Origin of the sequence: Gallaecimonas mangrovi (assembly GCF_003367375.1) — a bacterium.
Classification (GTDB): domain Bacteria; phylum Pseudomonadota; class Gammaproteobacteria; order Enterobacterales; family Gallaecimonadaceae; genus Gallaecimonas; species Gallaecimonas mangrovi.
This window is the reverse complement of record NZ_CP031416.1, coordinates 2,375,921-2,402,894: the sequence shown is the minus strand read 5'-3', so window position 1 is coordinate 2,402,894 and position 26,974 is coordinate 2,375,921. Positions and strand designations below refer to the sequence as shown.

Genomic DNA, 26,974 nt, shown 5'->3' with positions numbered 1-26,974 from the left:
CCGGCAATGCCGGGCTTTTATCAATTGCGCTGGAATGGATAAACCGAACCCAACTGCAAAATTTGCGTTAATTCATCCAACGCTTGGCGACTTTCCTGTAACAGTGCCGGGTCGGCGAGGTCGGCCACCTGCAATTGCTCACGGTAGTGTTTATCAACCCAATGATTAAGGGTATTAAAAAGTGCGTCGTCCAGCAGGCAGTTGGGGTTGGTTGCCGCCAGTTCTTGGTCGTTCAGTGCCACCCTTAAACGCAGGCAAGCAGGGCCGCCACCATTGCGCATGGATTCTTTTACGTCCATGTAGCGCACTTCTTTAATGGGGGTGTTTTGTTCAACAAGTTCGGCCAAATAGCGGCTGACGGGTGCCGATTCTTGGCATTCAGTTGGCGCAATAATGGCCATGTGGCCTGCGGGCAAGGTAATGATCTGGGTATTAAATAAATAGGTTTTTATCGCTTCGCTAATGCTGACTTGGTTGCGGGGAACTTCGATAAAATAAAGGGGTTCATCAGCAAACTTGCGGCGAATTTCGGCAAAGTCGCGCTCGGTGTTGGCAAAGGCATCTTGGTGGTAGAACAAAACGTTCTGGTTGCCGACGCTAATCACGTCGTTGTGGAAGACGCCGGCGTCAATCACCGCCGGGTTTTGCTGCATAAAGACGGCGGTGTCTTCATTGAGGCCATGCAGGCGGGCAATGGCTTGTGAGGCTTCCAGTGTTTGCCGCGCCGGGAACTTTTTGGGGGCTGGCGCTGCCGGATTAAATGCCTGGCGACCGTAAGCGAATAATTCCACCCCGCTGTGGCCATACTGACTGCAAAGCCGAGTGTGGTTTGCGGCGCCTTCATCACCAAAATGTTCATTGTCTGGTAAGTGTTGGTGGTGTTTAAAGTGGCGTTCGTTAGCAAAAATGGCGTTTAATATGCGCCCTGTGACCACCGGCTCCAAGCTGCGATGAAACTTGTTAGTCAGGTTGGCGGGGGTAAAATGCACCCGGCCATCAGCGGTATCGGCGGAAGGCGAGACCGTGGCTGCGTTGGCTGTCCACATGCTGGATGCTGAACAGCAGGCGGCCAACAAGTGCGGTGCTTGCTGGCTGGCTTTGGCTAACACTTGCGCGTCGGAACCGGTAAAACCAAGGCGGCGCAGCGTTAACATGTCGGGTCTTTCTTGCGGCGCTAAAACGCCTTGTTTCATACCCATGTCATGCAACGCCTTCATTTTCTTAAGGCCTTGCTTAGCCGCTTGGCGGGGGCTGGACGGGTTATTGGCATTTGACAGGGATGCTACATTGCCAAAGGAAAGGCCAGCATAATTGTGAGTGGGGCCAACAAGGCCATCAAAATTAACTTCGAAATGTTTCATGCCCGGTTCCTTTGCTGATTTTTTGAGTTAAAGGGGCGGCAAAGCTTGACCGTATTATACCTGTGAGGGGGCCTAAACTAACCTTGGCCTTGCAAATGATGGATAAGTTGAATTAATTAGAAAAAAAGACGACTTCTCGCTTGCAACTTGCATCCACAGAGTCAAAGCACTATATATGCCCGTCCCGGACGGGCTTCGCCAACCAACTGTATAGAGACACATGGCAAAATCATTAGTGATAGTGGAGTCCCCAGCCAAGGCTAAGACCATTAATAAATATCTTGGTAAGGACTTCGTCGTAAAATCTTCCATTGGCCACATTCGTGACCTGCCAACCAGTGGCAGCGGCAGTGCCAAAGCCAAGAAAACCACCACCAATCCGTTGGTGGCCAGGATGGGTATCGACCCAGACAACCATTGGCAGGCCCATTATGAAATTCTGCCCGGCAAGGAAAAGGTCGTTGCCGAGCTAAAATCCCTGGCAGCCAAGGCTGATAAAGTCTACCTAGCAACGGATTTGGATAGGGAAGGGGAAGCCATTGCCTGGCACCTTAAAGAGGTGATTGGTGGCAGTGATGACCGCTTCCAGCGCGTGGTGTTTAACGAAATAACCAAAAACGCCATTACCCAGGCCTTTGAACAACCCAGCCACGTTAGCCAAGACAAGGTTAACGCCCAGCAGGCGCGCCGCTTCCTGGACCGGGTGGTGGGTTACATGGTGTCGCCACTGCTGTGGAAAAAAATCGCCCGCGGTTTGTCTGCCGGACGCGTGCAATCGGTAGCGGTTCGCCTGGTGGTGGATCGTGAGCGCGAGATCCGCGCCTTTATCCCCGAAGAATACTGGGATCTTCATGCTGACCTTGCCGCCAAAGAAGGCGCGCTGCGGATGATGGTTACCCACCAAGATGGCAAAGCCTTCAAGCCGGTCAATGAAGACCAAACCATGGCGGCGGTAAAGGCACTAAAAGGCGCCAGCTATCAAATCACTAACCGCGAAGACAAACCCAGTCAGTCGCGTCCTAGCGCACCTTTTATTACCTCAACCTTGCAGCAGGCGGCATCAACGCGGCTGGGCTTTGGGGTGAAAAAGACCATGATGATGGCTCAGCGCCTCTATGAGGCCGGTTACATCACTTACATGCGTACCGACTCCACCAACCTCAGTAAAGAGGCTGTAGACGCGCTACGGGGCTTTATTGGCAGTGAGTACGGCAAGGACTATTTGCCTGCTAATCCACTGACTTACGGTGCCAAAGCCAATGCACAGGAAGCGCACGAAGCGATTCGTCCTTCCGACGTTACCGTTAAATCAGAAACGCTGGATGTCGAACGTGACGCCCAGCGCCTTTACGAACTTATTTGGCGCCAGTTTGTGGCCTGCCAGATGACCAACGCGGTTTATGACGTAACGCAGCTTACTGCGACCGCCGGCGACTTTACCCTCAAAGCCAAAGGCCGGGTACAGCGCTTTGACGGTTGGACGCGGGTGCTGACGCCGATGAAGCGCAAAGACGACGACGAGCAGCTGCCCAATGTCGCTATCGGTGAAAACCTTGACCTTAAAGCCCTGGACCCGAAACAGCACTTTACCAAGCCGCCAGCCCGTTTTACCGAAGCCTCTTTGGTAAAAGAGCTGGAAAAACGGGGAATTGGCCGGCCGTCAACCTACGCCGCTATCATATCCACCATCCAAGACCGTGGTTATGTGAAGGTGGAAAGCCGCCGTTTCTATGCTGAGAAAATGGGCGAAATCGTTAACGACCGTCTGGTGGAAAACTTCACCAACCTGTTGAGCTACGATTTTACCGCCCGCATGGAAGACGAGCTGGACGGTATTGCCAACGGCGCCCGTGAATGGCACGCGGTACTGGACGAATTCTACGGCGACTTTAAAAAGCGCTTGGACGATGCCGACGAAAACATGCGCGGTAACGCCATGGTGATGACCGACATCGACTGCCCCAGCTGTGGCCGTAAAATGGGTATTCGTACCGCTTCAACCGGGGTGTTCCTTGGCTGTTCAGGTTATAACTTGCCGCCGAAAGAGCGCTGCAAAACCACCATTAACCTCACCCCCGGCGAGGAGGTGATTAATGTGGATGACGAAGAAGGCGAAACCAACGCACTGATGGCCAAAAAGCGTTGCCCCAAATGTGGCACCGCCATGGACTCCTACCTGGTTGACGCCAAGCGCAAGCTGCACGTTTGTGGTAACAACCCCGACTGTGACGGCTATGTGCTGGAAACTGGTGAGTTTAAGCTCAAAGGCTACGACGGCCCCGTTATCGAGTGCGACAAGTGCGGCTCGGATATGGAGCTTAAAAACGGCCGCTTTGGTAAATATTTCGGTTGTACCAACTCGGAATGTAAAAATACCCGCAAGATTTTGCGCAGCGGCGAGCCGGCACCACCGAAGGAAGATCCGGTGCCACTGCCCGAGCTTAAGTGCGAAAAATCTGACGCTTACTTTGTGCTGCGTGATGGTGCTGCCGGTATTTTCTTGGCCGCTAATACCTTCCCCAAATCGCGGGAAACCCGGGCGCCCAAGGTTGAGGAGCTCAAGCGCTTTGCCGACCGCCTGCCAGAGAAATTTAAATATCTGGCCAAGGCTCCCGTTAAAGACAAAGACGGTAATCCAACGGTCGTGAAGTTCTCGCGCAAGACCAAAAGCCAGTACGTAGGCTCTGAAAAAGCCGACGGTAAGGCCACCAGCTGGATGGCGTTCTACGAGAACGGCAAATGGGTGGATAACGGCAAGTAAGGCAAAGGCCTCCAGACGGAGGCCTTTTTCATCAATAAAAAAACCGCCAATTGGCGGTTTTTTTGATGGCCCAAAGTACCTATCACCACTTCTTTTTCGGTGAAAACAACAAATCCACGTCGTCGGGTTGCTGCGGTTCGTTTTCCTTTTTCGGCGGTTTTTGCACCATGGCACTGGCGCTAGCGGCATTGAGTTCGTCCAAATGCAGCTGAATTTCAGACAATTTACCGCGCAGGTAATTGTCTTGGTGTGCCTGGGTTGATGCCAACTGTTTGGCTTTATTGAGGAACTGGCGAGCGGAGCCCACTTGCTTAATCAATTTGGCGGACACGCCGCGCGAGATAAGCCCCTCAACATTAATCTTTAAGCGAATACGGTCCAAAAAGGCAGACTCGGTACGGAATACCTCGGCTTCAACCTTGCCTTTATTGAACTCGGTACGTAGCACCGCAATCAGCAGTTTAATGGCCTGTAACAGCTGCACCATTTGCTGCTCGTTATCGGGTAGGCGTAAGTTATCGTCGCTGGCGCGAAAACTTTGCAGCGCTTGTTTTTGCTGGAGTAGGGCATCTTCGGCTCGTTTTTTCATCGAGCTGTCGTTACCGATGCGGTAAGCCGCCATCAGCGCTTCGGCTAGGCGGCCATAGAGCATGGCTACCAAATGCGAGGAGATGGGCATTTGGCCAGCAATAGGCAGTAAGGACTCGGTTTCGTCCACTATGGCTTTTTGTTTAGCAAGCTCCTGACGCCTTTCGGCTTCTTGCTTTTGCCGTTGTTGCTGGACGACATTGATTAAAACTATCCCTACCAGCAGTACTGCTATCACGGCAATCACAATGTAGATCATCATGTTATTGTCCTGTTGCGCCGGGGCGTATCAAAAGAATTGTATAGGATGTCCCGCTATTCCGATAGCTTATCAACCATTTGCGTGATGATATAGAACCCGGATAAGTTATACTTTTTTGGCATAAATGGCCTTGGAGCCCCCAATCAATGAAGTTGCAGCAGTTGCGTTACATCGTTGAGGTTCGGAATCACAACCTCAATGTTTCAGCCACAGCCGAGAGCCTATATACCTCTCAGCCCGGTATTTCTAAGCAGGTTCGCATGCTGGAAGACGAGCTGGGTGTGCAAATTTTTGGCCGTAGTGGCAAGCACTTAACGCACGTAACCCCTGCCGGGAAGGCCATCATTGCCATTGCCGAAGAAATGTTGAACAAGGCCGATGCCATTCGTTCGGTGGCCTTTGAACACACCCAACCCGACCGTGGCAAGCTGCACATTGCAACCACTCACACCCAGGCCCGTTACGCCCTGCCATCGGTTATTCGCCGTTTTATCGACCGTTATCCGAAAGTGTCTTTGCACATGCACCAGGGCACGCCAACGCAAATTGCCGAAGCCGTGGTTAGGGGCGATGCTGATTTTGCCATTGCCACCGAAGCGCTGCATTTGTACGACGACCTGATCATGCTGCCTTGCTACCACTGGAACCGCTCTATCGTGGTGAAAAAAGATCACCCGCTGCTGGCGTTAGACTCGGTAGGAATTGAAGACCTGGCCAAGTACCCGTTGGTTACCTACGTTTTTGGCTTTACTGGCCGCTCTGACCTGGACGAAGGTTTTGCCAAAAAAGGCCTGGAGCCGCAAATTGTCTTTACCGCTACCGATACCGATGTCATCAAAACCTACGTTAGGTTGGGGCTTGGGGTAGGGGTTATCGCGTCCATGGCGTTTGATGCCGAACAGGACCACGACTTGGTGGCTATTGATGCCAGCCATCTTTTCAGGGCCTCAACCACTAAAATTGGTTTTCGTAAATCCAGCTTTTTGCGTGGGTATATGTATGACTTTATTGAAGGTTTTGCCCCGCACCTTAATCGTAACCTGGTCGATGAGGCTATTCGCCTGCGCGACAGCGAAGCGGTCGAGGCCTTATTTACCAACATCTCGCTGCCAGTACGCTAGTGACAAATATTTGACGTCAGGACTGGATCATTTCGTTTAAAGACAATTAATATTCCAAAAGTGCAATTTTTGACCAAAACTAGAGGTTGAGTCAGCTTGAGCCCAACCGGGTAAAGCGATGAGGACGAACATCGTGCGCTGGGAATATTGTCTTTGGCTATGGATTTTCTTACTAACGAGTTTTCCGGCTGCCGCCCTTGAACCGGTGCGGGTGCAATTACGTTGGAAACATCAGTTCCAGTTTGCTGGCTATTACGTAGCCAAAGAGTACGGCTATTACCGTGATGCCGGTTTTGACGTCACTTTGCTCGAGAACGGCCCAGGCCTGCCGGGCGGAATTAGCGAAGTGGCTAACGGGCAGGTTGAGTTTGCGGTGACCGGCGCTGGCGCCGTTGCCGCTTATGCCGAAGGCCAGCCAATAGTGGCCGTTGCTGCTATTTTTCAACACTCGCCTCTGGTTTGGCTGGTGCTAAAAAGTAGCGGCATTCGTACCCTTCATGACTTATCCGGTAAACGTTTGATGAGCGCTCAGCCACAAGAGCAAATGGTGGATTTGCTGGCGCCTTTTCCCATGGAAAGCATTCCACTCAATACCCTCCATTGGGTCCCCAGCGAATTTAGTATCAACGCACTTATTAATGGCCACACCGACGCCTATGCCGCCTATAAAAGTAACGAGCCCTATGTTCTCGACAAGAAAGGGATCGGCTATCGGTTGATTGAACCCAGAGCTTACGGCGTTGATTTTTATGGCGACATTTTAATTACTAGCCAACAGTTGGCACAGCGTCATCCACAAATGGTGGAACGTTTTCGCCAAGCCACCCTTAAGGGCTGGCAAACGGCACTGGACAATATTGATGGCACCGCCAGGCTCATTCATAGCAAGTATGCACCGCAAAAGTCTCTTGATCAGCTGCGCTTTGAAGGCCAACAAATACGTGAACTGGTGATGCCGGATTTAGTGGCTATTGGCCATATGAACCGGGGCCGCTGGGAACGTATTTTGGACCTTACCCTGCAGCTGGGGCTTATTTCAGAGCATCCTGATTTAAACGGCTTTCTGTTTAATCCGCAGTCGCAAAAAAATGCCTGGAACTGGCCTGCCACCTTGTTTGCCTTGGCCTTTATGGTGGCGCTGTTAGTGGTGTATCAATTTAGGCGTTTAAATAAGCACCTTAGCCGCGAAATTAATATGCGCCACGATATTGAAGAAGAGCTGCGCGCCCAGGCTTATACCGACCCATTAACCGGCACCGGCAATCGCCGGGCATTGATGGAAGCCGGGCATCGCAGTTTTGCCGCCGCCGTTCGAGACTTGAGTCCACTGGCGCTTATCATGATTGATGTTGACCATTTCAAGCGTATTAACGACAACTACGGCCACGATATCGGTGACTTGGTGCTTTGCCATCTCGGTGAAGTGCTACGAAATACCATTCGTTCTGGGGATTTTGTTGGCCGCATTGGCGGCGAAGAATTTACCATTTTGCTGCCAGACAGTGGCATTGAAGCGGCAATGGCCATGGCCAGGCGGCTTAAGCACCGGCTAAGTGTGCAGTCGTTTACCCTTAACCCCCATGAGCGCATTGCCATTAGCGTTAGCGCCGGGGTGGTATCAAGAAGTGCTGAAGACAGCTGCTTTGAACAAATGTTATCCCGTGCCGACGTGCTGCTTTATCAAGCAAAAGAAGCCGGGCGTAATCAGATCTATCGCCAGAACAGCTTAGATGAGTCAGAACAGGCCCCAGATAACGTCACTTCGATTAAAGATCGCCAGCAAAATTAATCTGCATCAAAAGATGGCAACAACAAGGGGCATAGACTTTTTCTCGAAGCTTACAAGCTTTCAACTACTCTGCTGACTGTTTACCCGGCCAATTATTGGCCGGGTTTTTTTATGCCCGGCATAGTCATAGAACAAAAAGAACTTGCCATCCCCCGTGTTAGATCTGTTACACATAATAAAAGCATTCAACACTCACATGCCCGGCTAACATAGTTAGTTGGGCATCTTATTCATGGAGATGGCATGCGTATAGGCATACCAGCAGAGTCATTAACCGGTGAAAACCGGGTTGCAGCAAGCCCTAAATCGGTGGCTGAGCTTCAAAAACTTGGTTTTAGCACCACCATTGAGAGTGGGGCGGGTAAAGGGGCCAGCTTTGACGATAGCGCTTATCAAGAAGCTGGCGCTGAACTGGGGGATGCCTGGGACAGCGACCTTGTGTTTAAAGTCAACGCACCAAACGACGATGAAATCGCCCGTTTAAAGCCGGGCGCGACCTTGGTGAGTTTTATTCAGCCGGCGCAAAACCCCGAGTTAATTGAAAAACTCAACAAACAGCAAGTCAATGTGCTGGCCATGGACATGGTGCCACGTATCTCCCGTGCGCAGTCTTTGGATGCACTGTCGTCAATGGCCAACATTGCCGGTTACCGGGCGGTGGTGGAAGCGGCGAATGCCTTTGGGCGCTTTTTCACCGGCCAAATTACTGCCGCCGGTAAGGTTCCCCCCGCCAAGGTGCTGGTAATTGGCGCCGGTGTCGCTGGCCTTGCCGCCATTGGTGCTGCCGGCAGCCTTGGCGCTCAGGTCCGCGCTTTTGACACCCGCCCTGAGGTGAAAGAACAAATTCAGTCCATGGGCGCCGACTTTTTAGAAGTGCAGCTCGATGAGGACGAAGGCAGCAGTAGCGATGGCTATGCCAAAGAGATGAGCCAAGCTTTCATTGATGCCGAAATGGCGCTGTTTATGGAGCAGGCCAAAGAAGTCGACATTATCATCACCACGGCGCTTATTCCCGGTAAGCCCGCGCCAAAGCTCATTACCCGCGACATGGTCAAAGCCATGAAACCCGGCTCGGTGATTGTGGATTTAGCCGCGCCCAATGGCGGTAACTGCGAGCTAACCAAACCGGGTAAGCGCAGCAAATCCGACAATGGCGTTGTTATTTTGGGATATACCGACTTGGCCAGCCGCCTGGCCGGGCAAAGCTCCACCTTGTATGCCACTAACTTGGTTAACTTAGCCAAACTGCTGTGCAAGGAAAAAGACGGCAACATCAATATTGATTTTGATGATGTGGTGCTACGTAACATGACCGTGGTCAAAGAAGGCGAAGTGACCTTCCCTCCACCGGCTATTTCCGTTTCTGCCGCGCCCAAGCCAAAACCGCAGGCCCAGGCCAAACCAAATACTGAAACCGAAGAGGCGGCGCCCAAAGCGCCTGGCCGTAAAAAGTATGTGCTGGCGGCGCTTGGCCTTTTAGCCTTCGCCTGGGTGGCGGATGCCGCACCGGCTGCTTTTTTGTCGCATTTCACCGTTTTCGTGCTGGCCTGCGTGGTGGGTTATTACGTGGTGTGGAATGTCACTCACTCTTTGCATACGCCGCTGATGTCGGTCACCAATGCCATTAGCGGCATTATCGTGGTGGGCGCGTTATTGCAGGCCGGCTCCGGGGGCTTAACGGGCATACTTGCCTTCCTGGCGATACTGGTTGCCACTGTCAATATCGTCGGCGGTTTTACCGTGACTCGCCGTATGCTGAAAATGTTCCAAAAGGGGTAAGTCGATGTCTCATGGATTGGTAAGTGCGGCTTACATCATTGCAGCGCTGTGTTTTATTGGCGCTCTGGCCGGCCTTTCAAAGCAAGAAACCGCCAAACGTGGCAATGTGCTGGGCATTATTGGTATGGCGGTAGCCCTGCTTGCGACCGTGTTGAGCCCCAACGTTTTTGGCCTTACCTGGATCATTTTAGCGATGGTCATAGGCGGCGCTATCGGTGCGCGGCTGGCGCTGAAAGTGGAAATGACACAAATGCCTGAGCTGGTGGCGATTTTGCACAGCTTTGTTGGCCTGGCCGCGGTGTTGGTGGGCTATAACTCCTGGCTTAGCCACGAACAGATGACCGGTGCCATGCTGGGTATTCACCTGACCGAGGTGTTCCTAGGGGTCTTTATCGGCGCTGTTACTTTCACCGGTTCTATTGTTGCCTTTGGTAAGCTGCGGGGCATTATTGCCTCCAAAGCGCTGATGCTGCCCCATCGCCACAAGCTCAACTTGGTCGCGTTGGTGGCCTCTTTTGCCTTGCTGCTTTGCTTTGTTACCAGTGGCGGCGAGAGCGGCTTTGCACTGCTGCTGATGACCATTATCGCCTTGGTATTTGGCTGGCATTTGGTGGCCAGTATTGGTGGCGCCGACATGCCGGTGGTTATCTCAATGCTCAATTCCTACTCCGGTTGGGCAGCGGCGGCAGCGGGCTTTATGCTGGGCAACGATCTGTTGATCGTAACCGGCGCCTTAGTGGGCTCCAGCGGCGCCATTTTGTCTTACATCATGTGTAAGGCCATGAACCGCTCCTTTATTTCCGTTATCGCTGGCGGCTTTGGTAACGATGCCGTGGCCAGCAGCGAAGAGGTTGAAGGTGAGCACACCGAGATCCGCGCCGAAGACGTGGCCGAGGCACTGAATAACGCTGAGTCGGTTATTATCACTCCCGGCTACGGTATGGCTGTGGCCCAGGCGCAATATCCGGTGGCCGATTTAACCGCCAAACTGCGGGCGAAAGGGGTGAAGGTGCGCTTTGGTATTCACCCGGTAGCAGGGCGCTTACCTGGGCACATGAACGTGCTGCTGGCCGAAGCCAAGGTGCCTTACGATATCGTGCTGGAAATGGATGAAATCAATGATGATTTCAGTGACACCGATGTGGTGCTGGTCATTGGTGCCAACGATACCGTCAACCCGGCTGCCTCTGAAGATCCCGGCAGCCCCATTGCCGGGATGCCGGTGTTGGAAGTGTGGAAAGCCAAACAAGTGGTGGTCTTTAAGCGCTCCATGAACACCGGTTACGCCGGGGTACAAAACCCATTGTTCTTCCGCGACAACACCGCAATGCTGTTTGGTGATGCCAAGAAGAGTGTTGAAGCCATAGTGCAAAACCTCTAATAAAAAAGGCACCTTCGGGTGCCTTTTTTGATGGCCAGATTGGTTTACCAATAACCGAGTATTTTCCACCATACCCCGCCAACAATGGCCCATACCGCCAGATTCACCACACTCATAATAAAGCCCATTATCCACCAGTCTTCCATGGACACGTAACCAGAGCCAAAAATGATGGGTGAGGTGCCGGTGGCGTAGTGGGTAAGTGACATCATCAGTGAGGACGCGCCAGCCAGCAGCAGCGCCAAATAAAGCGGCGGTGCCCCCAGAGCCAGACCGGCGGCATAGAAGGCGGCGAACATGGCAGTAATGTGGGCGGTGGTGCTGGCAAAGAAGTAATGCACATAAAAATAGGTGGCTACCAAAATCAGCGCTGACACTTCCCAGCCGAAGCCAAAGCCCTGAATGCCGCTTTGTACCACGGTAGAGAACCAGTGCACCAGCCCCAGTTTATTGAGGAAGGTTGCCATCATGACCAAGGCCGAGAACCACACCACGGTGTCCCAGGCTGATTTTTCTTTCAGCACATCTTCCCAGGTTAATACGCCGCTTATCAGCAGCACCGCCAAACCTAAAAAGGCCACTGCGGTGGTATTCACGGCCAAGGCCGGGCCAAAAATCATTGCTGGCACCCCCGCCCACAGCACGAGCAGCATGGCAAACACCGCAATCATGACCTTCTCGCCAAAGCTCATGGGGCCCATCTCGGCCAGTTTGGTTTTGGCAAAAGTGCGGGCATCGGGGGTGCTTTTCACTTCTGGCGGGTATATGGCGTAAACCACCAGCGGCACCAGAGCGATACAAATCAGCCCCGGTAGCAGTGCCGCCAGTGCCCAGGTGGTCCAGCTGATGCTGATTTGGGCACCGGTCGCATCGGCTATCAGTTTGACAATTAACGGGTTAGGGGCGGTGGCGGTGATGAACATGGCCGACGTAATCGGGTTAATGTGGTAGTTCACCAAGGCCAGATAATGGCCGATTTTTTTAGAGGTGCCCTGCTCGGGGGAGGAACCAAAGCTACTGGCAATCGACTTCATGATTGGGTGAATAATGCCGCCGCCGCGCGCAGTATTGCTGGGGGTTACTGGCGCAATCACCAGTTCAGAAATGGCCAGCGCATAGCCAATGCCAACCGTTTTCTTGCCAAACAGCGAAATAAAGTAATAGCCAATGCGGTTACCCAGGCCGGTTTTTGCCAAGCCTCGGGAGATCATAATGGCCACACCAATCAGCCAGATAAGCGAATTGGAAAAGCCGCTTAAGGCATCTTTTATCGCTTTTGCCGGGCTGTCGTTGGTGACGCCGGTTAGCGCTACCAGGGTGATGGCAATAATGGCCAGGGCGCCAATAGGCATCACCTTGCCAATAATGGCCACCACGGTACCGACAAACAGCGCCAATAAATGCCAGGCATCGGCAGATACGCCATCGGGCACCGGCACCGCAAACCAAATTAAAAGGGTAACGGCGATTGAAATAACGCCAGGTATGATTTTGACGCCACCTGCTTTCATAAAAACTCCCTGTGACACCGCAACAGGATTGCGACGAGATTGTAAGACAAGGGTAACGGTTCAAATGAAAGCAAATGATGACATGCGTCAGTTTTTTACTGCATTGTCAGTTACATGGCGTTACATCGATGCATTAAAAAATCGGCCGCTCTGCGCGCGGTATTTTTAACATTGTGGCTACGCCGGTAGCTGCTCTACCATAAAGTCGATAAAAGCCCTGGCCCTGGCGCTTTGGTGACTTTTGCTGGGGTAATAAAGGTACAAGTCAGCGGTGGGTAGTGGATATTCTGGCAGCACCACTTGCAGGCGGCCGCTGGCCAAGTATTTTTTTAAGTCCCATTCCGAGCGAATTAAAATGCCGTGGCCATCAAGCGCCCAGCCCAGCACCACATCACCGTCGTTGCTGGACAAGTTGCCGCTTACCTTGACAATTTCACTGTGCTCGCCCAGTAAAAAGCGCCAAATGCCGTAAGCGTCTTCATTCTGGCGATGAATGATGCAGTTGTGCTGGTGCAGGTCATCAAGGCACTGGGGCACACCTTTTTTTTCAAGATAGCGGGGCGCGGCGCATAAAAAGCGCTGGTTACTCATCAGGCGCCTGGCATTGAGGCGCTGGTCGGGCAGGGCGCCAAAACGAATGGCCATATCAATGCCGTTTTCGACTAAATCCAGCGGTTTGTCGGTTAAAGACAGCTGCACTTCGACAGCTGGGTGTAAGGTGGCGAATTTTGAAACCAAGGGGGCTATCACGGTGCGGCCAAACCCCAAGGTGGTATTGACGGTAATTTGCCCAACTAACTTGCCAGCCTGGCTGGTAACGGCCTCTTCCATAGCGGCTATTTGCGCCAGCAGGCGCTTGGCGTGCTCAAGGTAAATCTCGCCTTCTGGGGTCAAACTCACACTGCGGGTGGTGCGGTTAACCAGGCGAACGCCCAAACGGTTTTCCAGTTGTGCCAAGCGTTTGGTGGCGGCCGGGGGCGTTATATCGAGCGCCCGCGCCGCGGCAGATAAACTGGCGTGGCGGGCCAAAAGTACAAAAAAACTCAGCTCGGATGTCATATCACTTTTAACCATAGGGAAATAATTAAAGCAGTTTTAGTGAATTATAGTAGCGCCTTTTTTACTTAAGATGAGCCTCATTATTCACCCGTGCCTGAGAGCATTATGAGAATCGTCGACATTCGTGAAAAAACCATTGCCATCAGTTCCCCCATCCGTAATGCCTACATCGATTTCAGTAAAATGACCCTGAGCTTGGTGGCGGTGGTTACCGACGTGATACGCAACGGCAAACCCGTTGTTGGTTATGGCTTTAACTCCAATGGCCGTTATGGCCAAGGCAGCCTGATGCGCGAACGTTTCATTCCGCGCCTGTTGGAAGCCGACGCCACCAGTTTGCTAAACGACAGTGCCAGCAATTTTTGTCCTCACCGATGCTGGGCAACCATGTTTAGTAATGAAAAGCCCGGCGGCCATGGCGAGCGTTCGGTAGCCATTGGCACCCTGGATATGGCGCTTTGGGATCTGGTGGCCAAAATCGAGGACAAGCCGCTGTTTCAGCTATTGGCCGACCGCTACGGTAACGGCACTGCCAACCCCAAGATTTTTGTTTATGCCGCTGGTGGCTATTACTACCCGGGCCAAGACCACAATAAACTCAAAGACGAAATGCGCAGCTATATCGATCGCGGCTACACCGTGGTGAAAAAGAAAATAGGCGGCGCCTCACTGGATGAAGACCTGCGCCGTATTGACTCGATTTTAAGCGTGCTGCAAGACGGCCAGAAATTGGCGGTTGATGCCAATGGCCGCTTTGATTTAGACACCGCCATTAAATATGCCAAGGCCTTATCGCAGTACGATTTATTCTGGTATGAAGAGCCGGGTGATCCGTTAGATTTTGAACTGCAAGCGACGCTGCGCGGTTACTACGCCAACCCCATGGCCACCGGCGAAGATTTATTCTCGATGCAAGATGCCCGCAATCTTATTCGCTACGGTGGCTTACGGCCTGACCGCGACTGGCTGCAGTTTGACTGCGCCTTAAGTTATGGCCTGGTCGAATACCTGCGCACCTTGGACATGCTCAAAGAGCACGGCTGGAGCGCCAGCCGCTGCATTCCCCATGGCGGCCACCAGATGTCACTTAATATTGCGGCCGGCCTCGGCCTTGGCGGTAATGAGTCTTACCCTGACTTGTTCCAGCCTTTTGGCGGTTTCCCTGACGGTGTTGCGGTCGATAACGGCTTTATTACCCTGCCGGAACTGCCCGGCATTGGTTTTGAAGGTAAGGCCGACCTCTTTGCCGAGATGAGTAAGCTGTCGCGCTAAAGGGCAATTGCCGAACTAAAAGGGGCTGCGGCCCCTTTTTTGATGTCTGCATAAAGTTGAGCCGCTACAAGTATTTACCTACTATGCCAGGGTGTTTTTAGTTGAGGCGGCAGACATGGCCGATTTTTATACCCAGGTGGTCACCGTCTTTTTGGGTTTTTTTGCCATTATGAATCCCATCGCCAATACTGCCGCTTTTGCCGCCCTGGCAGGGGATGAGCCCAAGGCTCGCCAATCGAAAATAGCGGCCAAGGCGTTACTGCTGACTTTTGTGGTGATCATGGCCTTTTCACTGCTCGGCAAGGCTATTTTTCATTTGTTTGGCATTACCTTGCCGGCGCTACGCATTACCGGTGGCATTTTGGTGTTTGTGATTGGCTATCACATGCTCAACGGTGGCGGCTCTAAACTGCATTCAGCAGAGGGCGACGATGACACCGACATTGCCATTTCGCCGTTGGCAGTCCCTTTGCTGGCAGGGCCTGGCACCATTGCCACGGCCATGAACTATTCGGCGGCGGGTGGTATTAGCGGTATCGCCATTACCCTTAGTGTGTTTGCGCTGTTGTGCCTTATTACCTTTGTTTGCTTTGTCTTTAGCGGGCGCATTTTGGCGGCTATTGGTAAAAGTGGGCTGAGTATTATTACCCGGCTAATGGGGCTTATTTTGGCGGTTATCGGTACGCAAATGGTGATTGAAGGGGCAAAGTTTGTTATTCACTTGGGCTAAAAGGCGAGGGCAGTTATAGATGCAAAATGTATTGCTGCTGGTTGATGTGCAAAACGTCTATTACACCGCTCGCCAAGGCTTTGGCCGCAATTTCGATTACAACCGGTTTTGGGCCAAAGCGACCGCTGGCCGTAAGGTTACCCATGCCTTTGCCTACGCCATAGACCGCGGCGACACCAAGCAGCGGGAGTTTCAAAATATCCTCAGAGCCATCGGTTTTGAGGTCAAGCTCAAACCCTTTATTCAACGAGCCGACGGCTCTGCCAAAGGCGACTGGGACGTGGGCATCACTATTGACGCCATGGAATACGGCGCCGCGGCCGATGTGGTGGTGCTGGTTTCTGGCGACGGTGATTTTGCCTTGCTTGCCGATAAGCTGCGTAAGGATTGGGGCAAAGAAGTGGAGGTTTATGGTGTTGAGGCCCTAACCGCCAATAGCTTGGTACAAGCCGCCAGCCGCTTTATTGCCATCGAAACTGATCTACTGCTGTAACTATGCCGTACCGACCTAAACGCCACTAGGCATCCCTTTTCGGCTTTGCACTGGCCTTATTTTTTAAGCAGGTAACAATCAATCATTGGCAATGCCTTGAAAGTTATTGCGCATTAGCCGGGTCTTCTGGGTAACTTCTCATGCGAGGCATTTTTTATGGCGAAAAAATTTACCCCTTCGGTAAAGTTGACCGATAACGACGTAACCGATGAAGCGGTGTATCGCCAGCGCCGCCAGTTCTTAAAATCGCTGGGCTTTGTTGGGGTTAGCGCCGCTATTGCCAGCCCCGCCCAGGCTTTTGGTCTCTTTGGCTCTGACGATGATAAAGCGCCCAAAGTCGCCACCGAGCCGCTTACCTTCACTAGCCCCGCTAAATACCAAGCCAAAGATGCCAAAACCCCCTACGGCAAGGTCACCGGCTATAACAATTTTTATGAGTTCGGCACCGACAAAACCGACCCTGCCGCCAACGCCCAGGGCTTTAAAACCGACCCCTGGACCTTGAAAATCGACGGGCTGGTCGAAAACCCTCTCACCCTTGACCATGACGCCTTAACCAAACGTTTTGCCCTGCAAGAGCGCATCTATCGCATGCGCTGTGTTGAGGCCTGGTCGATGGTTATACCCTGGATTGGTTTTGAGCTAGGCGAGCTTATTAAAGCCGCCAAACCCTTATCCAACGCCAAGTACGTGGCTTTTGAAACGGTATATGATCCCAAACAAATGCCGGGGCAGCGCTCGCGTTTTGTTGGCGGCGGCATTGATTACCCTTACGTTGAAGGGCTGCGCCTGGACGAAGCCATGCACCCGTTAACGCTTTTGAGTGTTGGCCTTTACGGTAAAACCCTGCCGCCACAAAATGGCGCGCCCATTCGCTTGGTGGTGCCGTGGAAATACGGCTTTAAGGGCATTAAGTCCATTGTTCGTATTCGCCTTACCGACAGCCAGCCTGCCAATACCTGGAACTTACTGGCGCCAGACGAATACGGTTTTTATGCCAACGTTAATCCCCATGTTGACCACCCGCGTTGGAGCCAAAAAAGTGAACGACGTATCGGCGCCGGTGGGCTTTTTTCCACTAAGGTTATTCCCACCGAAATGTTTAATGGCTACCAAGAAGTGGCGCCGCTCTATAAGGGCATGGACTTAAAAAGGAACTTCTAAGTGCTGTTAAAAAAGCCGCTGCGTTTATCCAAAGCTTGGGTGGTTAGCCTTAAAACGCTGTTGCACCTCTTCTTATTGGGCTATTTGGCCTGGACCTTTTATCTGGCGGTTATTGGCCAACTCACCGCCGACCCGGTGCAAGGCTTGTTAAATTTCACCGGTATCGGCACCGTTAACTTGCTGTTTGCCACCCTGGCCATCTCGCCGCTGGCTAAGTGGTTGCCTTGTGGCGACGTAATGCGGTTTCGGCGCATGGTGGGGGTTTATGCCTTTGTCTATGGCCTGAGCCACTTCACAACTTATTTGGTGTTCGAGCTGCAACTTAACTTTTCACAGCTCTCCAGTGAAATTGCCAAACGCCCCTATATTTTGGTGGGCTTTAGTGCCTTGATGTTGCTGTTAGCGTTGTCGGTAACGTCGCCGATGGCAGTGCGCCGCAAAATGGGTAAAACCTGGCAGCAGTTACATAACTGGGTGTATTTGTGCCTGTTTTTAGCGCTGTTACATTATTCGTGGTCACAAAAAACGCTGTGGGGCGATCCGCTTATTTATTGGGCGGTGTCGCTGCTGGTGATTTATAGCCGTCGCCAGAAGTTAAAACGGGGCTTGGCAAATTTAGGCCGCAAACCTAGCCTTAACCGTAAAAAAGCGCCTTAAGGCGCTTTTTTCACGGCTACAATAGCGACCAACGTTAATAACCGAGCACGCTATGAGCCCTGATCAGCCCAACAACCCCTTACACGGGGTGACCTTAGCGCAAATTGTTACTCGCCTTGAGGAATATTATGGCTGGCAGCAATTGGCGCTTAGGGTCAACATCAACTGCTTTAAAAGCGACCCTTCGCTAAAATCGTCCTTAAAATTTTTGCGCCGCACCCCCTGGGCCCGCGCCGAGGTAGAAAAGCTCTACATCGACACCTTTCATTGAAAGCGGCCATCTTGAAAAGCGCCAATGTCGGCGCTTTTTTTGTGGCCGATCTTTAAAAACGGCGTATTGGGGGCTGCACTGTTTGTTAAATTCGTGCACCTTTGACTAGGTGTTTTGGCTTTTGCTGCGATTTAAGGTGAAACACTTCGGCCATAGCGGCATCTATCAATAATAAAAAGGTAGGGATACCAAGATGATTTGTGCACATTGCCAGTCGCCGTTCCGGTTTAAAGACGTGCCTTTTGACAAGCGCGAAATGAAGGCGCTGCACGCCGAGTTCTGTTGCCCGCACTGCGGCACCCGGCTTAAACCTGGTGCCTTGCCACTGGGCTTGATGGTGGTCGCGGTAATGGTCGTGTTCAGTGCCATGATGCTGGGGGTTACCGGCGAGCTTGCCGAAGGCTCGGGGCACATTATCGGCATAGCCCTGGCGGGCTTGGGAGTAGGGCTTTTTATCGCCTCAAGCCGTTGCCGGGCAACAAAACCTGTTTGTTAAAGAAAAGGCACCTTGAGGTGCCTTTTTCCTCTCTGCATCAAGCGCTATTTAGGCATCCAGCGGCCTGATTAAGGTGCTGACTTTGGGGTGCACAATACGGCGGCTGGTGGTCACAGCATAAAAATTCTCATAAACATTGGGCAGTGACATATAGCTTTTTAGCTCCCCCGAGGCGATTTCGTCCTGCACCACCACCTCTGGCATAACCGCAAGGGCGCCAATATCGCGGGTCAACAGACGCAGCATCGCCATATCGTCAGACTCGGCAACAATATCGGGCTCCAATTCATATTGGGCGGCAAAGGCATTAAAGGCGGCGCGAAGCGGGTTTTCGCCATAAGGCACTATCCATTTGCGGTGGCGGTAGCTTTCCCCCAGTTCGTCGGTAAGGGCAAGGCCTGGGGGGCCAATAATGGCTACCGGCTGGCGCGCCAATACCCGGCTTTGCCAATTGTTGATGTTAGAGCCGCGCACCGGAATGTTGGTGAGCGCCATATCCAACTGCAATTCGTTCATCGCATTTAAAAGGCCGGTCTGGCTCATCGATTGCAGCGAAAAGCGGCAGTCGTCCTGACTTAGCAGCGGCTTTACAAACTGCTCGATAAAGTTACGGGAAATTGTCGACAAAATGCCAATACGCAGCGGCGTGCTGGGCAGGGCGCTACCACTGGTTAAGAGCTGCTCAAGCTCCTCACCATTTTTGAAAATGTCATTGGCGTAATTAAGGGCGTGGTAGCCGCTTTCGGTCAGTTGCAGTTTGCGGCCCTGGCGAGTAAAGAGTTTTACATTGAGCGACTCTTCCAGCTGCTTAATTTGCGACGACAAGGCCGACTGGGAAATATGCAGCTTCTGGGCGGTTTGGGTTAGGTTTCCTTGCCGGGCAACCTGCCAAAAATAGTAGAGGTGGTGGTAATTTAGGCGACTCATGCCGGACTGCCCCTGAATTTACTATAGTTCTCTTAAATGGAACGGTTTCTAACTTATCATATATTTTACTTAATAAATTTTGCGCTGCAAAATGGCGCCATAAAAGTTTATGGAACAGCTAATGGCTTCATTTTTTCTGGTTACCCCGTTAAAGCTGATGTTGCTTGGCTTAATCGCCATTTTGGGGATCGCCATCGTCCGTTACAGCTTGGTTGCCTTTGCTGGCGAAGCCGACCGTGGCCGTTTTATTCGTGCTTTGCTGATGACCATTGGTACTGTGGTACTGGTGATTGTCAGTAACGATTTGTTGCTGTTTTGGCTGGCCTGGGTGAGTGTCAGCCTTTGCTTGAATCGTCTTATTCTGTTTTATCCCGACCGGCCTCGCGCCCTGCTTGCCGCCCACAAGAAATTTTTGTTGGCCCGGTTAAGTGAAGCCTTATTGGGCGTGGCTTTTATTGTGCTCTATGGCCAATTTGATACCGCCAATATCAGCGAGTTGATGCAGTTAGTAACCAAAGCCGGGCCCAGCACCAGCGTCAGTGTTGCGGCGGTGCTTTTGGCGTTGGTGGCATTAATTAAATGTGCGCAGCTGCCGCTACATGGCTGGTTGATTCAAGTAGTTGAAGCCCCAACGCCGGTGTCGGCACTGCTGCACGCCGGCATTGTCAACTTGGGCGGCATTTTACTGCTGTTTTTCGCGCCGGTGCTGGCAGCCAGTAGTGTGGCCAGTTGGCTGGTGGTGATCCTGGCCGGTATTAGCACCGTGGTTGCCGGTTTGGTGACTACCACGCGGCTGAGTATCAAAGTCAAACTGGCGTGGTCTACCAGTTCGCAGATGGGGTTGATGCTGGTCGAAATTGCCCTTGGCCTTTATGAAATGGCGCTGCTGCACCTTTTTGCCCACTCCTTTTACAAGTCCTATTCGTTCCTTAATAGCGGTAACACCGTTAACCATTATCTGGCTGCCAAACTGGCTGGCGACGTTAAGCCCAAGGTTTGGCATTGGGCGCTGGCACTAGGCTTAAGTGGCGCGCTGATTGCCGTTGCCCAGTGGCAATTTGCGATGATGACCAGTGTTGCTGCCACCATGCTGATTTGGTTTGCCCTTAGCGCCTTAATGGTGCCCAGCATTATCCGTAGCGTCGGCGGCTTGCCAATGGCCATTACCCTTGTGTTTGCGGTGTTTCTGCTGACGTTGTACACCACCGCCAAACACCATTTGGCGGTATTAATGGGGCTGGATGCGCCCCTTAATCACTGGGCTGATGGCTTTGTGGCGCTGCTCTTTTTCGCTTTGTTTGCGCTGTCGCTGGCCCTGCAGTATTGGCCCCATGTGGCCTGGGTAAAACGGCTGTTTATTTGGCTGAACGCCGGTGCCTACCTCGACGAATGGGCCACCCGCTTAACCTTGAAGTTTTGGCCAAGTAAAACCCTTATTGCACTGCAAAACGCGCAATGGAACGTTAATAGCGAGGCGAAGTAATGATTGAAACACCTATCGAACAGTCCCAGCGTCAAGCAGGCTGTATTGATATCGCCAAAGCGGTTGCGGCTTCTATTGCCCCGGCCTGGCCGTTAGACCAATCGGTGGCCGTCAACCCCTGGTGGCCGCAGCGCCAGCAAACTATCGAGCGCACCTTTGCCGAACAAACGGTGATCCTTGGCGAAACTCCGCTGATGGACAAAGCCTATTACCGGGCGCATTGGGGCAAGCAAATTCAGCCCCAGCACTTGGCTGCCGCCATGGCCGAGCTGCAATCTCCACTGACTACCCAGCAGCTGCTGGCCGCCCTTGATGGGGCGGATACCCGCAATGACCTGCGCTGGCATACCTTGGCCATGTTGATGGACGAGCAAGTGCCCAGCAAACAAGGCCACAGCTGGGCACAAGAAATTGTGCAACAGGTCAGCCAGTTTATTGCCCTTTATCACCAGTACCCCGAACGCTTTGATGCCGAAGGCAAAAATGGTGAGCACCTTTTTCAAAGCTGGCGGGAAGTGGTCTGCCTAGACAAGGGCATCAAAACCCTGTTGGGGGTGGATTTACTGCAGTACTTTCGCGCCTTACCCACCGATATCAACGGCTTTTTTGAGGTGGTGGGCGAGAACTGGCAACCGCATTGGAAAAACCCGCAAGGCGCTTGGGCCTTTATCCGGGCATCGCAGCATCAGCTTTCCGGCTGGTCTGGCTGGCAATCCTGGTTAGACTGGCAAGCAGGCCTTGCTGATAAACACATTGAAGTGCCCCATGCCCTAGGCCTTACCGCCATTTTACTGGCCTGGGATACGGTGCTAATGAAATGGCTGGCCGATAACAATGCCAAGGCCGCCGCACAGATTTACCAAACCGTTGAGCGCCAGGTAGACAACATCGAAACCCTCTACCACCAGGCGCAGCAGCAGCAAGCGCCGCTTTGGGTGTGGCAACGGGCCTTCGAGCTAAGTGTGCACCAGCCCTGGATGGATAAGGTTAAAGCTGCGGTTGCAGTGGCTGAGCATGAGCGGCCCGCGCTGCAAGCGGTGTTCTGCATTGACGTGCGCTCAGAAGTGTTTCGCCGCGCCTTGGAAGCGCAAAGCGCCGAGATTGAAACCTTGGGCTTTGCCGGTTTTTTTGGTATTCCCATTGCTTACCAAACCCAAGATAACAGCCTATTGAGGCCGCAACTGCCTGGGCTGCTGGCGCCCAGCCTTCTGGCCAAAGCCACCCAGCAGCAACCCCAGCGATTTTTACGCCTAACCCAGCTTGGCTGGCAAAACAGCTTATCCAAACCGTCATCGACCCTTGGCATGGTTGAAGCCGGTGGCCTGTTAAAACTGGTGAGTCTTTTTAAACGGGTGATTGCGCGCCAGGGCAGTGAAAACCCGGTTAACCGCGACCTGCGCGGTAACGAGCAGTGGCAGCTGTCACGGGACCAAACCCCGCTAAGCGTTGCCGACAAAGCCGAGCTTTGTGCCGGTATCTTAAAAGCCATGGGTATCGATAAACGCTTGGCTAAGGTGGTGTTGCTGGCCGGGCACGGCAGCCAAACCTGCAACAACCACACCTCATCAAGCCTTGATTGTGGTGCCTGTGGCGGCCAAACCGGCGAGGTTAATGTCAAGGTGCTGGCGAGCCTGTTAAATGACCCGCAAGTGCGTTCGGCCATGGCCCAGTTTGCGGTAGCAGTGCCGGAAGATACGGTGTTTTATGCCGCCATGCACAACACCACCACCGACCAGTTAACGGTGTTTGACGGCCCCGAAGCGTCGTGGCGGCAATGGCTGTTTGCCGCCAGCCAACAGGCAAGAGGCGAACGCGCCGACCAGTTTGCCGAACCGGCGCCGACAGCGGCGAAAATGCAGCGCTTTTTTCATCAGCGCGCTACTGACTGGGCGCAAATGCGGCCCGAGTGGGGGCTTTGCAATAATGCCGGGGTCTTTATTGCCCCGCGCCGCCTGACCCGCAGCCTGGACTTTGCTGGCCGCGCCTTTTTGCACGAATACAACCCTGAGCTTGATCCCCAATTTGGCCAGCTCGAAAAGATAATGACAGCGCCGCTGCTGGTGATGAACTGGATCAACCTGCAGTATTACGCGTCAGTTACCAGCCCCGAGAAATACGGCAGCGGCAATAAGCTGCTGCACAATGTCGTGGGCGGCCACATTGGCGTTTTTGAGGGCAATGGCGGCGATCTGCGTATTGGCCTTTCAAAGCAATCGGTGCATGACGGCAACGCCTACCGCCACCAGCCGGTGCGTTTAAGCGCCTTTATTCAAGCGCCGCAGTACGCCATTGACGACATTCTTGCCCGCCACCAAGACGTAGCTGCGCTGGTAAACAACGGCTGGCTGTTGTTGTACCAGTTAGACCAAACCCAGCAAATAAGCCGCTACCAAAACGGCCGCTGGTTGGCGCAATAACCGCGGTGTTGCGATAAAAAAGGCGCCTGACGGCGCCTTTTTTTGCATTAGCACTCAATAATGTTGACCGCCAGGCCGCCACGGGCGGTTTCTTTGTATTTGGCCTTCATGTCTTTGCCAGTGTCGAACATGGTTTTAATTACCTTATCCAGGCTCACCTTAGGTTCGCCACTGCCGCGAAGGGCAAGGCGGGCGGCATTAATGGCCTTTACCGCGCCCATGGCATTACGTTCAATACAAGGCACCTGCACCAGGCCGCCAACGGGGTCGCAGGTCAGGCCAAGGTTGTGTTCCATGCCAATTTCGGCGGCGTTTTCCACCAGGTGATTACTGGCCCCTAAAATTTCTGCCAAGGCACCGGCCGCCATGGAGCAGGCCACACCCACTTCGCCCTGGCAGCCAACTTCCGCGCCGCTAATAGAGGCGTTTTTCTTATACAAACTGCCAATGGCCGCGGCCGTTAACAGGTAACGCACCGCCAGTTCTTTATCGACCTTTTGCACGAACTTGTCGTAGTAGGCCAGTACCGCCGGAATAATACCGGCCGCGCCATTGGTGGGGGCGGTAACCACCCGGCCACCGGCGGCGTTTTCTTCATTGACCGCCAGGGCGAAAAGGTTAACCCAATCGACGGTGTTGAGCGGGTCAACATTGCGGTCGCCTTCGGCCACCAGTTTGCGATAAAGCCCCGGCGCCCGGCGCTTAACTTTCAGGCCGCCCGGCAAGATACCTTCGGTTTTGCAGCCGCGGTCAATGCAGGCTTTCATCACCAGCCAAATCTGCCAGAGACTGTCTTCGACTTCGCTGCGCGAGCGCAGGGCCAGCTCGTTTTGCATCATCAGGCTGGAAATCGACAAGCCGTTATCGTCACACAAGCCAATGAGTTTGTCGCACGAATCAAAGGGGTAGGGCTCGCGGGTGGTGTCAGCCACAATAATGGCCGCTTCTTTTTCGGCATCAAAGTCTTCATCGGCAACGATAAAGCCGCCGCCAATGGAGTAGTAAATTTGGCTAAAAAGTTCGCTGGCGCCCTGGAAGGCGCTGAGCTTCATGGCATTGGAGTGCTTTTTTAAGGTTTTGCGGTGGTGAAAAACAATGGCGCCCTTATTGGGAAAGGCCACACTGTGCTGGCCTAACAAGGCAATGCGCTGGCTTTGCTCGGTTTGCGCCAAAATAGCCGGAATACGGTCAACATCAACGCTGTCGGGGTCTTCACCCGCCAAGCCCAAGATAACTGCTTTGCCGGTGCCGTGGCCAATACCGGTTTGGCCAAGGGAGCCGTACAGTTCAACGACAACGCCGGTGGTTTGGCTCAGCAGGCCTTTTTGTTCAAGGGTTTCGGTAAATTTCTTGGCCGCTTTCATCGGGCCAACAGTGTGAGAAGACGACGGGCCAATGCCCACTTTGAACATGTCAAAAACCGAAATCATGAACAATCCAATATAACCAGAAACGGCGCTGAGTGTGATTGTCAACGTTAGCATTAGCAAGGCACGGTGCCCAGCTTCTTACCCCTAAATTTTCTAATGCCTAAGGCAAGGGTTTTGGTCAGGCCATATGCAGTGCCAGGTCATGGAACATGCCAGCGGTGGCGCCCCAGATAAACCAGCCCTGCCAGGGCATAAAGTAAACGGTGTGGGGCTGGCCATGGCGGTTAATTTGCAGCTGGTGGTAGCTGTTTAAATTCAGTACCACCGCCAGCGGCACTTCAAAAACCGCGTCCACTTCGTCGGCGCTGAGCTGCCAAGGAAAATCTGCCGGTGCCAAGCCAACAATGGGAGTAATGCGATAGCGCGACACCGTATAAAAAGGATTGAGTTCGCCAAGGGGGGTGACATCTTCGGGGGGTAAGCCCACTTCTTCCCAGGCTTCGCGCAGTGCGGCATAGGTATGGTTGGGGTCGGTGTCGTCCACCCGGCCGCCGGGTAGGGCAATTTGGCCGCCGTGGCTGCGAAGGGTTTGGGTGCGCCGGGTCAGCAGTATGGTGGGCTCGGGCTTGTCCAAAATGGCCAGCAGCACCGCCGCTTCTCGCGAAGCGCTAAGCTCGGTGCCGAGCTGGCGCTGGGCCAGCGGGCGAAGCAAAAAGTCGGCGGCGAAACTACTCATAACAGCGGCAAGATGCGCGACACCTTGTCTAAGGTCTCCTGGTATTCGTCCTGTTCTAATGAGTCGGCCACCAGGCCGCCCCCGGCCCAGCAGTAGAGTTTGCCCTGCCATGCCACCAGCGTGCGGATAGTAATAGAAGTATCCATATTGTTATTGGCGGACAAATAGCCCATAGACCCACAATAAAAACTGCGCCGATGCGGTTCTAACTCTTCAATAATTTCCATCGCCCGCACCTTGGGGGCGCCGGTTATCGAGCCGCCAGGGAAGGCGGCGGCCAATGCATCTACCGCCGTTTTACCCTCGGCCAACTGGCAGGTTACGGTAGACACCAAATGGTGCACAGCCGGGAAGGATTCAACGTCACACAACACCGGCACTTCCACGCTGCCAGGGGCGGCCACCCGGCCCAAGTCGTTGCGCATTAAATCAACGATCATTACGTTTTCGGCGCGGTCCTTTTCGCTGTGTGCCAGCGCTTTGGCTTCGGCAGCGTCATCGGCCGGGTCGGTTTGGCGGGGGCGGGTGCCCTTTATGGGTTTGGTTTGTACGTCGCGGCCGCAAACCTGTAAAAAGCGCTCTGGCGACAGCGACAGCAGGGCGCCGTCGTCAAGGCGCATAAAGGCGGAAAAAGGCGCGGCATTTTGCTCACGAAGCGCCACATAGGCTTGCCATTCATCCCCTTGGTACGGGGCGCTAAAACGCTGGGCAAGATTCACTTGGTAGCAATCGCCACTTTGCAGGTAGGCTTTTACTTTTTTAAATTTGTCGCCGTATTGCTCGCGGGTCATGTTGGCTTGCCAGTCGCCGGTGCGTTTAAAAGGCGTGCTGGCCAGTTCGGTTTGCCGCTCTAGCCAGGCCAAACGTTCAAAGGCGTCCCCTAGGCAAAGTAAATAGCTTTCCTGGGTTTGGTGGTTAGACAGCACCGCCCAGTCGTAAAACCCCAGTGCCAGCTCTGGCAGCTTGATGTCGGCGTCGGCATGGTTTGGCAGCGTTTCTAAACTCCGGCCAAGGTCGTAGGCAAAGGCGCCAATAGCGCCGGTAGCAAAAGGCAGTTCGCTTTCAACGTCTGGCCAGGCGGCCATTTCGGCGGCAATGGCCGCAAAGGGGGAGGTGTTTTTCAGCACCTTGTCGTTTCTGACTATCTCGCTGCCGCGGCTTTCTAGGCGCACCACCGGTTCGGCGCTAAAAAGGCTGTAATGACTGTCGGGGTGAGCGTCGCTTGCAGAGTCAAGAATAACGGCCCAGGGCAGGGCACTTAAGGGGCTAAAGCGCTGCAACAGACTATTACGGTCAAGGTAGGGCAGAGCAAGGCAATTGAGTTCCATCAGGCTTGGTATCCATGG

Annotated in this window: 22 protein-coding genes; 14 read left to right on the top strand and 8 right to left on the bottom strand. The window is 53.3% G+C overall.

Translation table 11 applies throughout. The annotated features are described in order from the left end of the window. Positions 1–20: 20 nt before the first annotated feature. A complete protein-coding gene (gene astB, locus DW350_RS11505; protein ID WP_115719006.1) occupies positions 21–1,361 on the bottom strand; it encodes an N-succinylarginine dihydrolase in 1,341 nt (446 codons plus the stop codon). A gap of 220 nt (positions 1,362–1,581) precedes the next feature. On the opposite strand from astB, the gene topA reads away from it, so the two are divergent. Beyond that, on the top strand, positions 1,582–4,122 hold the full coding sequence (topA, locus tag DW350_RS11500) for a type I DNA topoisomerase (protein ID WP_115719005.1): 2,541 nt from the start codon (positions 1,582–1,584) through the stop codon (positions 4,120–4,122). 82 nt (positions 4,123–4,204) lie between these two features. Here topA and DW350_RS11495 read toward each other — a convergent pair whose 3' ends face one another. Next, complete coding sequence (locus tag DW350_RS11495; protein WP_115719004.1) at positions 4,205–4,972, bottom strand: hypothetical protein; 768 nt, start codon at positions 4,970–4,972, stop codon at positions 4,205–4,207. A 146-nt stretch (positions 4,973–5,118) separates the two neighbouring features. On the opposite strand from DW350_RS11495, the gene cysB reads away from it, so the two are divergent. The 4 genes from cysB (at position 5,119) to pntB (ending at position 11,042) form a co-directional block, all read left to right on the top strand. Next, on the top strand, positions 5,119–6,093 hold the full coding sequence (gene cysB, locus DW350_RS11490) for an HTH-type transcriptional regulator CysB (protein WP_115719003.1): 975 nt from the start codon (positions 5,119–5,121) through the stop codon (positions 6,091–6,093). 118 nt (positions 6,094–6,211) lie between these two features. Continuing rightward, complete coding sequence (locus tag DW350_RS11485; protein ID WP_115719002.1) at positions 6,212–7,882, top strand: GGDEF domain-containing protein; 1,671 nt, start codon at positions 6,212–6,214, stop codon at positions 7,880–7,882. Positions 7,883–8,125: 243 nt separating this feature from the next. Then, positions 8,126–9,661, top strand: coding sequence for a Re/Si-specific NAD(P)(+) transhydrogenase subunit alpha (locus tag DW350_RS11480; protein ID WP_115719001.1), 1,536 nt, complete (start codon positions 8,126–8,128; stop codon positions 9,659–9,661). Positions 9,662–9,665: 4 nt separating this feature from the next. Further along, the gene (gene pntB / locus DW350_RS11475; RefSeq protein WP_115719000.1) at positions 9,666–11,042 is read left to right on the top strand and encodes a Re/Si-specific NAD(P)(+) transhydrogenase subunit beta; all 1,377 of its coding nucleotides are present in this window, start codon (positions 9,666–9,668) and stop codon (positions 11,040–11,042) included. Positions 11,043–11,086: 44 nt separating this feature from the next. On the opposite strand, the gene DW350_RS11470 is transcribed toward pntB, so the two are convergent. Further along, entirely contained in the window at positions 11,087–12,553 is a 1,467-nt protein-coding gene (locus tag DW350_RS11470; RefSeq protein ID WP_115718999.1) for an anion permease, read from the bottom strand. 177 nt (positions 12,554–12,730) lie between these two features. Continuing rightward, a complete protein-coding gene (locus DW350_RS11465) occupies positions 12,731–13,612 on the bottom strand; it encodes a LysR family transcriptional regulator (protein WP_115718998.1) in 882 nt (293 codons plus the stop codon). A gap of 105 nt (positions 13,613–13,717) precedes the next feature. Between DW350_RS11465 and DW350_RS11460 the strand changes: the two genes are divergently transcribed. From DW350_RS11460 to DW350_RS11430, 7 genes are all read left to right on the top strand, one after another. Next, on the top strand, positions 13,718–14,884 hold the full coding sequence (locus tag DW350_RS11460; RefSeq protein WP_115718997.1) for a mandelate racemase/muconate lactonizing enzyme family protein: 1,167 nt from the start codon (positions 13,718–13,720) through the stop codon (positions 14,882–14,884). A 115-nt stretch (positions 14,885–14,999) separates the two neighbouring features. After that, on the top strand, positions 15,000–15,614 hold the full coding sequence (locus tag DW350_RS11455; protein ID WP_115718996.1) for a MarC family protein: 615 nt from the start codon (positions 15,000–15,002) through the stop codon (positions 15,612–15,614). Positions 15,615–15,633: 19 nt separating this feature from the next. Next, positions 15,634–16,107: an NYN domain-containing protein gene (locus DW350_RS11450; protein WP_115718995.1), complete on the top strand. Its 474-nt coding sequence runs from the start codon at positions 15,634–15,636 to the stop codon at positions 16,105–16,107. Between the two features lie 156 nt (positions 16,108–16,263). Continuing rightward, complete coding sequence (gene msrP / locus DW350_RS11445) at positions 16,264–17,271, top strand: protein-methionine-sulfoxide reductase catalytic subunit MsrP (protein WP_115718994.1); 1,008 nt, start codon at positions 16,264–16,266, stop codon at positions 17,269–17,271. Next, positions 17,272–17,928 (top strand): protein-methionine-sulfoxide reductase heme-binding subunit MsrQ, encoded by a 657-nt coding sequence (gene msrQ / locus DW350_RS11440; RefSeq protein ID WP_115718993.1) that lies wholly within the window; start codon positions 17,272–17,274, stop codon positions 17,926–17,928. Positions 17,929–17,980: 52 nt separating this feature from the next. Then, the gene (locus tag DW350_RS11435; protein WP_115718992.1) at positions 17,981–18,199 is read left to right on the top strand and encodes a VF530 family protein; all 219 of its coding nucleotides are present in this window, start codon (positions 17,981–17,983) and stop codon (positions 18,197–18,199) included. Between the two features lie 193 nt (positions 18,200–18,392). Beyond that, entirely contained in the window at positions 18,393–18,695 is a 303-nt protein-coding gene (locus DW350_RS11430; protein ID WP_115718991.1) for a hypothetical protein, read from the top strand. A gap of 48 nt (positions 18,696–18,743) precedes the next feature. On the opposite strand, the gene DW350_RS11425 is transcribed toward DW350_RS11430, so the two are convergent. Continuing rightward, positions 18,744–19,622 carry a LysR family transcriptional regulator gene (locus tag DW350_RS11425; protein WP_115718990.1) on the bottom strand — a complete coding sequence of 293 codons (879 nt, stop codon included), beginning with the start codon at positions 19,620–19,622 and terminating at the stop codon, positions 18,744–18,746. Between the two features lie 121 nt (positions 19,623–19,743). Here DW350_RS11425 and DW350_RS11420 point away from each other — a divergent pair, with 121 nt between their 5' ends. Together DW350_RS11420 and DW350_RS11415 are read left to right on the top strand one after the other, a co-directional pair. Beyond that, positions 19,744–21,105: an NADH-quinone oxidoreductase subunit L gene (locus tag DW350_RS11420; protein WP_115718989.1), complete on the top strand. Its 1,362-nt coding sequence runs from the start codon at positions 19,744–19,746 to the stop codon at positions 21,103–21,105. After that, positions 21,105–23,522, top strand: a complete 2,418-nt coding sequence (locus DW350_RS11415; RefSeq protein WP_115718988.1) for a DUF2309 domain-containing protein — start codon at positions 21,105–21,107, stop codon at positions 23,520–23,522. Before DW350_RS11420 ends, DW350_RS11415 begins: the two co-directional genes overlap by 1 nt. Positions 23,523–23,569: 47 nt before the next feature. On the opposite strand, the gene DW350_RS11410 is transcribed toward DW350_RS11415, so the two are convergent. The 3 genes from DW350_RS11410 to pabB all read right to left on the bottom strand — a co-directional run bounded on the left by DW350_RS11410 (position 23,570) and on the right by pabB (position 26,956). Further along, entirely contained in the window at positions 23,570–24,952 is a 1,383-nt protein-coding gene (locus DW350_RS11410) for an L-serine ammonia-lyase (protein ID WP_115718987.1), read from the bottom strand. A gap of 118 nt (positions 24,953–25,070) precedes the next feature. Next, complete coding sequence (locus DW350_RS11405) at positions 25,071–25,628, bottom strand: CoA pyrophosphatase (RefSeq protein WP_192954658.1); 558 nt, start codon at positions 25,626–25,628, stop codon at positions 25,071–25,073. Beyond that, positions 25,625–26,956 (bottom strand): aminodeoxychorismate synthase component I, encoded by a 1,332-nt coding sequence (gene pabB, locus DW350_RS11400; protein WP_115718986.1) that lies wholly within the window; start codon positions 26,954–26,956, stop codon positions 25,625–25,627. Before pabB ends, DW350_RS11405 begins: the two co-directional genes overlap by 4 nt. Between the last annotated feature and the right edge of the window lie 18 nt (positions 26,957–26,974).

What these genes read in the sequence shown, in the direction of transcription:
- DW350_RS11485 (WP_115719002.1), top strand. Translation starts at nt 6,212, where the DNA reads ATGAGGACGAACATCGTGCGCTGGGAATATTGTCTTTGGCTATGGATT.
- DW350_RS11455 (WP_115718996.1), top strand. Translation starts at nt 15,000, where the DNA reads ATGGCCGATTTTTATACCCAGGTGGTCACCGTCTTTTTGGGTTTTTTT.
- DW350_RS11460 (WP_115718997.1), top strand. Translation starts at nt 13,718, where the DNA reads ATGAGAATCGTCGACATTCGTGAAAAAACCATTGCCATCAGTTCCCCC.
- topA (WP_115719005.1), top strand. Translation starts at nt 1,582, where the DNA reads ATGGCAAAATCATTAGTGATAGTGGAGTCCCCAGCCAAGGCTAAGACC.
- DW350_RS11450 (WP_115718995.1), top strand. Translation starts at nt 15,634, where the DNA reads ATGCAAAATGTATTGCTGCTGGTTGATGTGCAAAACGTCTATTACACC.
- DW350_RS11470 (WP_115718999.1), bottom strand. Translation starts at nt 12,553, where the DNA reads ATGAAAGCAGGTGGCGTCAAAATCATACCTGGCGTTATTTCAATCGCC.
- astB (WP_115719006.1), bottom strand. Translation starts at nt 1,361, where the DNA reads ATGAAACATTTCGAAGTTAATTTTGATGGCCTTGTTGGCCCCACTCAC.
- pabB (WP_115718986.1), bottom strand. Translation starts at nt 26,956, where the DNA reads ATGGAACTCAATTGCCTTGCTCTGCCCTACCTTGACCGTAATAGTCTG.
- DW350_RS11495 (WP_115719004.1), bottom strand. Translation starts at nt 4,972, where the DNA reads ATGATGATCTACATTGTGATTGCCGTGATAGCAGTACTGCTGGTAGGG.
- DW350_RS11405 (WP_192954658.1), bottom strand. Translation starts at nt 25,628, where the DNA reads ATGAGTAGTTTCGCCGCCGACTTTTTGCTTCGCCCGCTGGCCCAGCGC.
- DW350_RS11430 (WP_115718991.1), top strand. Translation starts at nt 18,393, where the DNA reads ATGATTTGTGCACATTGCCAGTCGCCGTTCCGGTTTAAAGACGTGCCT.
- DW350_RS11480 (WP_115719001.1), top strand. Translation starts at nt 8,126, where the DNA reads ATGCGTATAGGCATACCAGCAGAGTCATTAACCGGTGAAAACCGGGTT.
- DW350_RS11435 (WP_115718992.1), top strand. Translation starts at nt 17,981, where the DNA reads ATGAGCCCTGATCAGCCCAACAACCCCTTACACGGGGTGACCTTAGCG.
- DW350_RS11415 (WP_115718988.1), top strand. Translation starts at nt 21,105, where the DNA reads ATGATTGAAACACCTATCGAACAGTCCCAGCGTCAAGCAGGCTGTATT.
- cysB (WP_115719003.1), top strand. Translation starts at nt 5,119, where the DNA reads ATGAAGTTGCAGCAGTTGCGTTACATCGTTGAGGTTCGGAATCACAAC.
- msrP (WP_115718994.1), top strand. Translation starts at nt 16,264, where the DNA reads ATGGCGAAAAAATTTACCCCTTCGGTAAAGTTGACCGATAACGACGTA.
- DW350_RS11425 (WP_115718990.1), bottom strand. Translation starts at nt 19,622, where the DNA reads ATGAGTCGCCTAAATTACCACCACCTCTACTATTTTTGGCAGGTTGCC.
- DW350_RS11410 (WP_115718987.1), bottom strand. Translation starts at nt 24,952, where the DNA reads ATGATTTCGGTTTTTGACATGTTCAAAGTGGGCATTGGCCCGTCGTCT.
- pntB (WP_115719000.1), top strand. Translation starts at nt 9,666, where the DNA reads ATGTCTCATGGATTGGTAAGTGCGGCTTACATCATTGCAGCGCTGTGT.
- DW350_RS11465 (WP_115718998.1), bottom strand. Translation starts at nt 13,612, where the DNA reads ATGACATCCGAGCTGAGTTTTTTTGTACTTTTGGCCCGCCACGCCAGT.
- DW350_RS11420 (WP_115718989.1), top strand. Translation starts at nt 19,744, where the DNA reads ATGGCTTCATTTTTTCTGGTTACCCCGTTAAAGCTGATGTTGCTTGGC.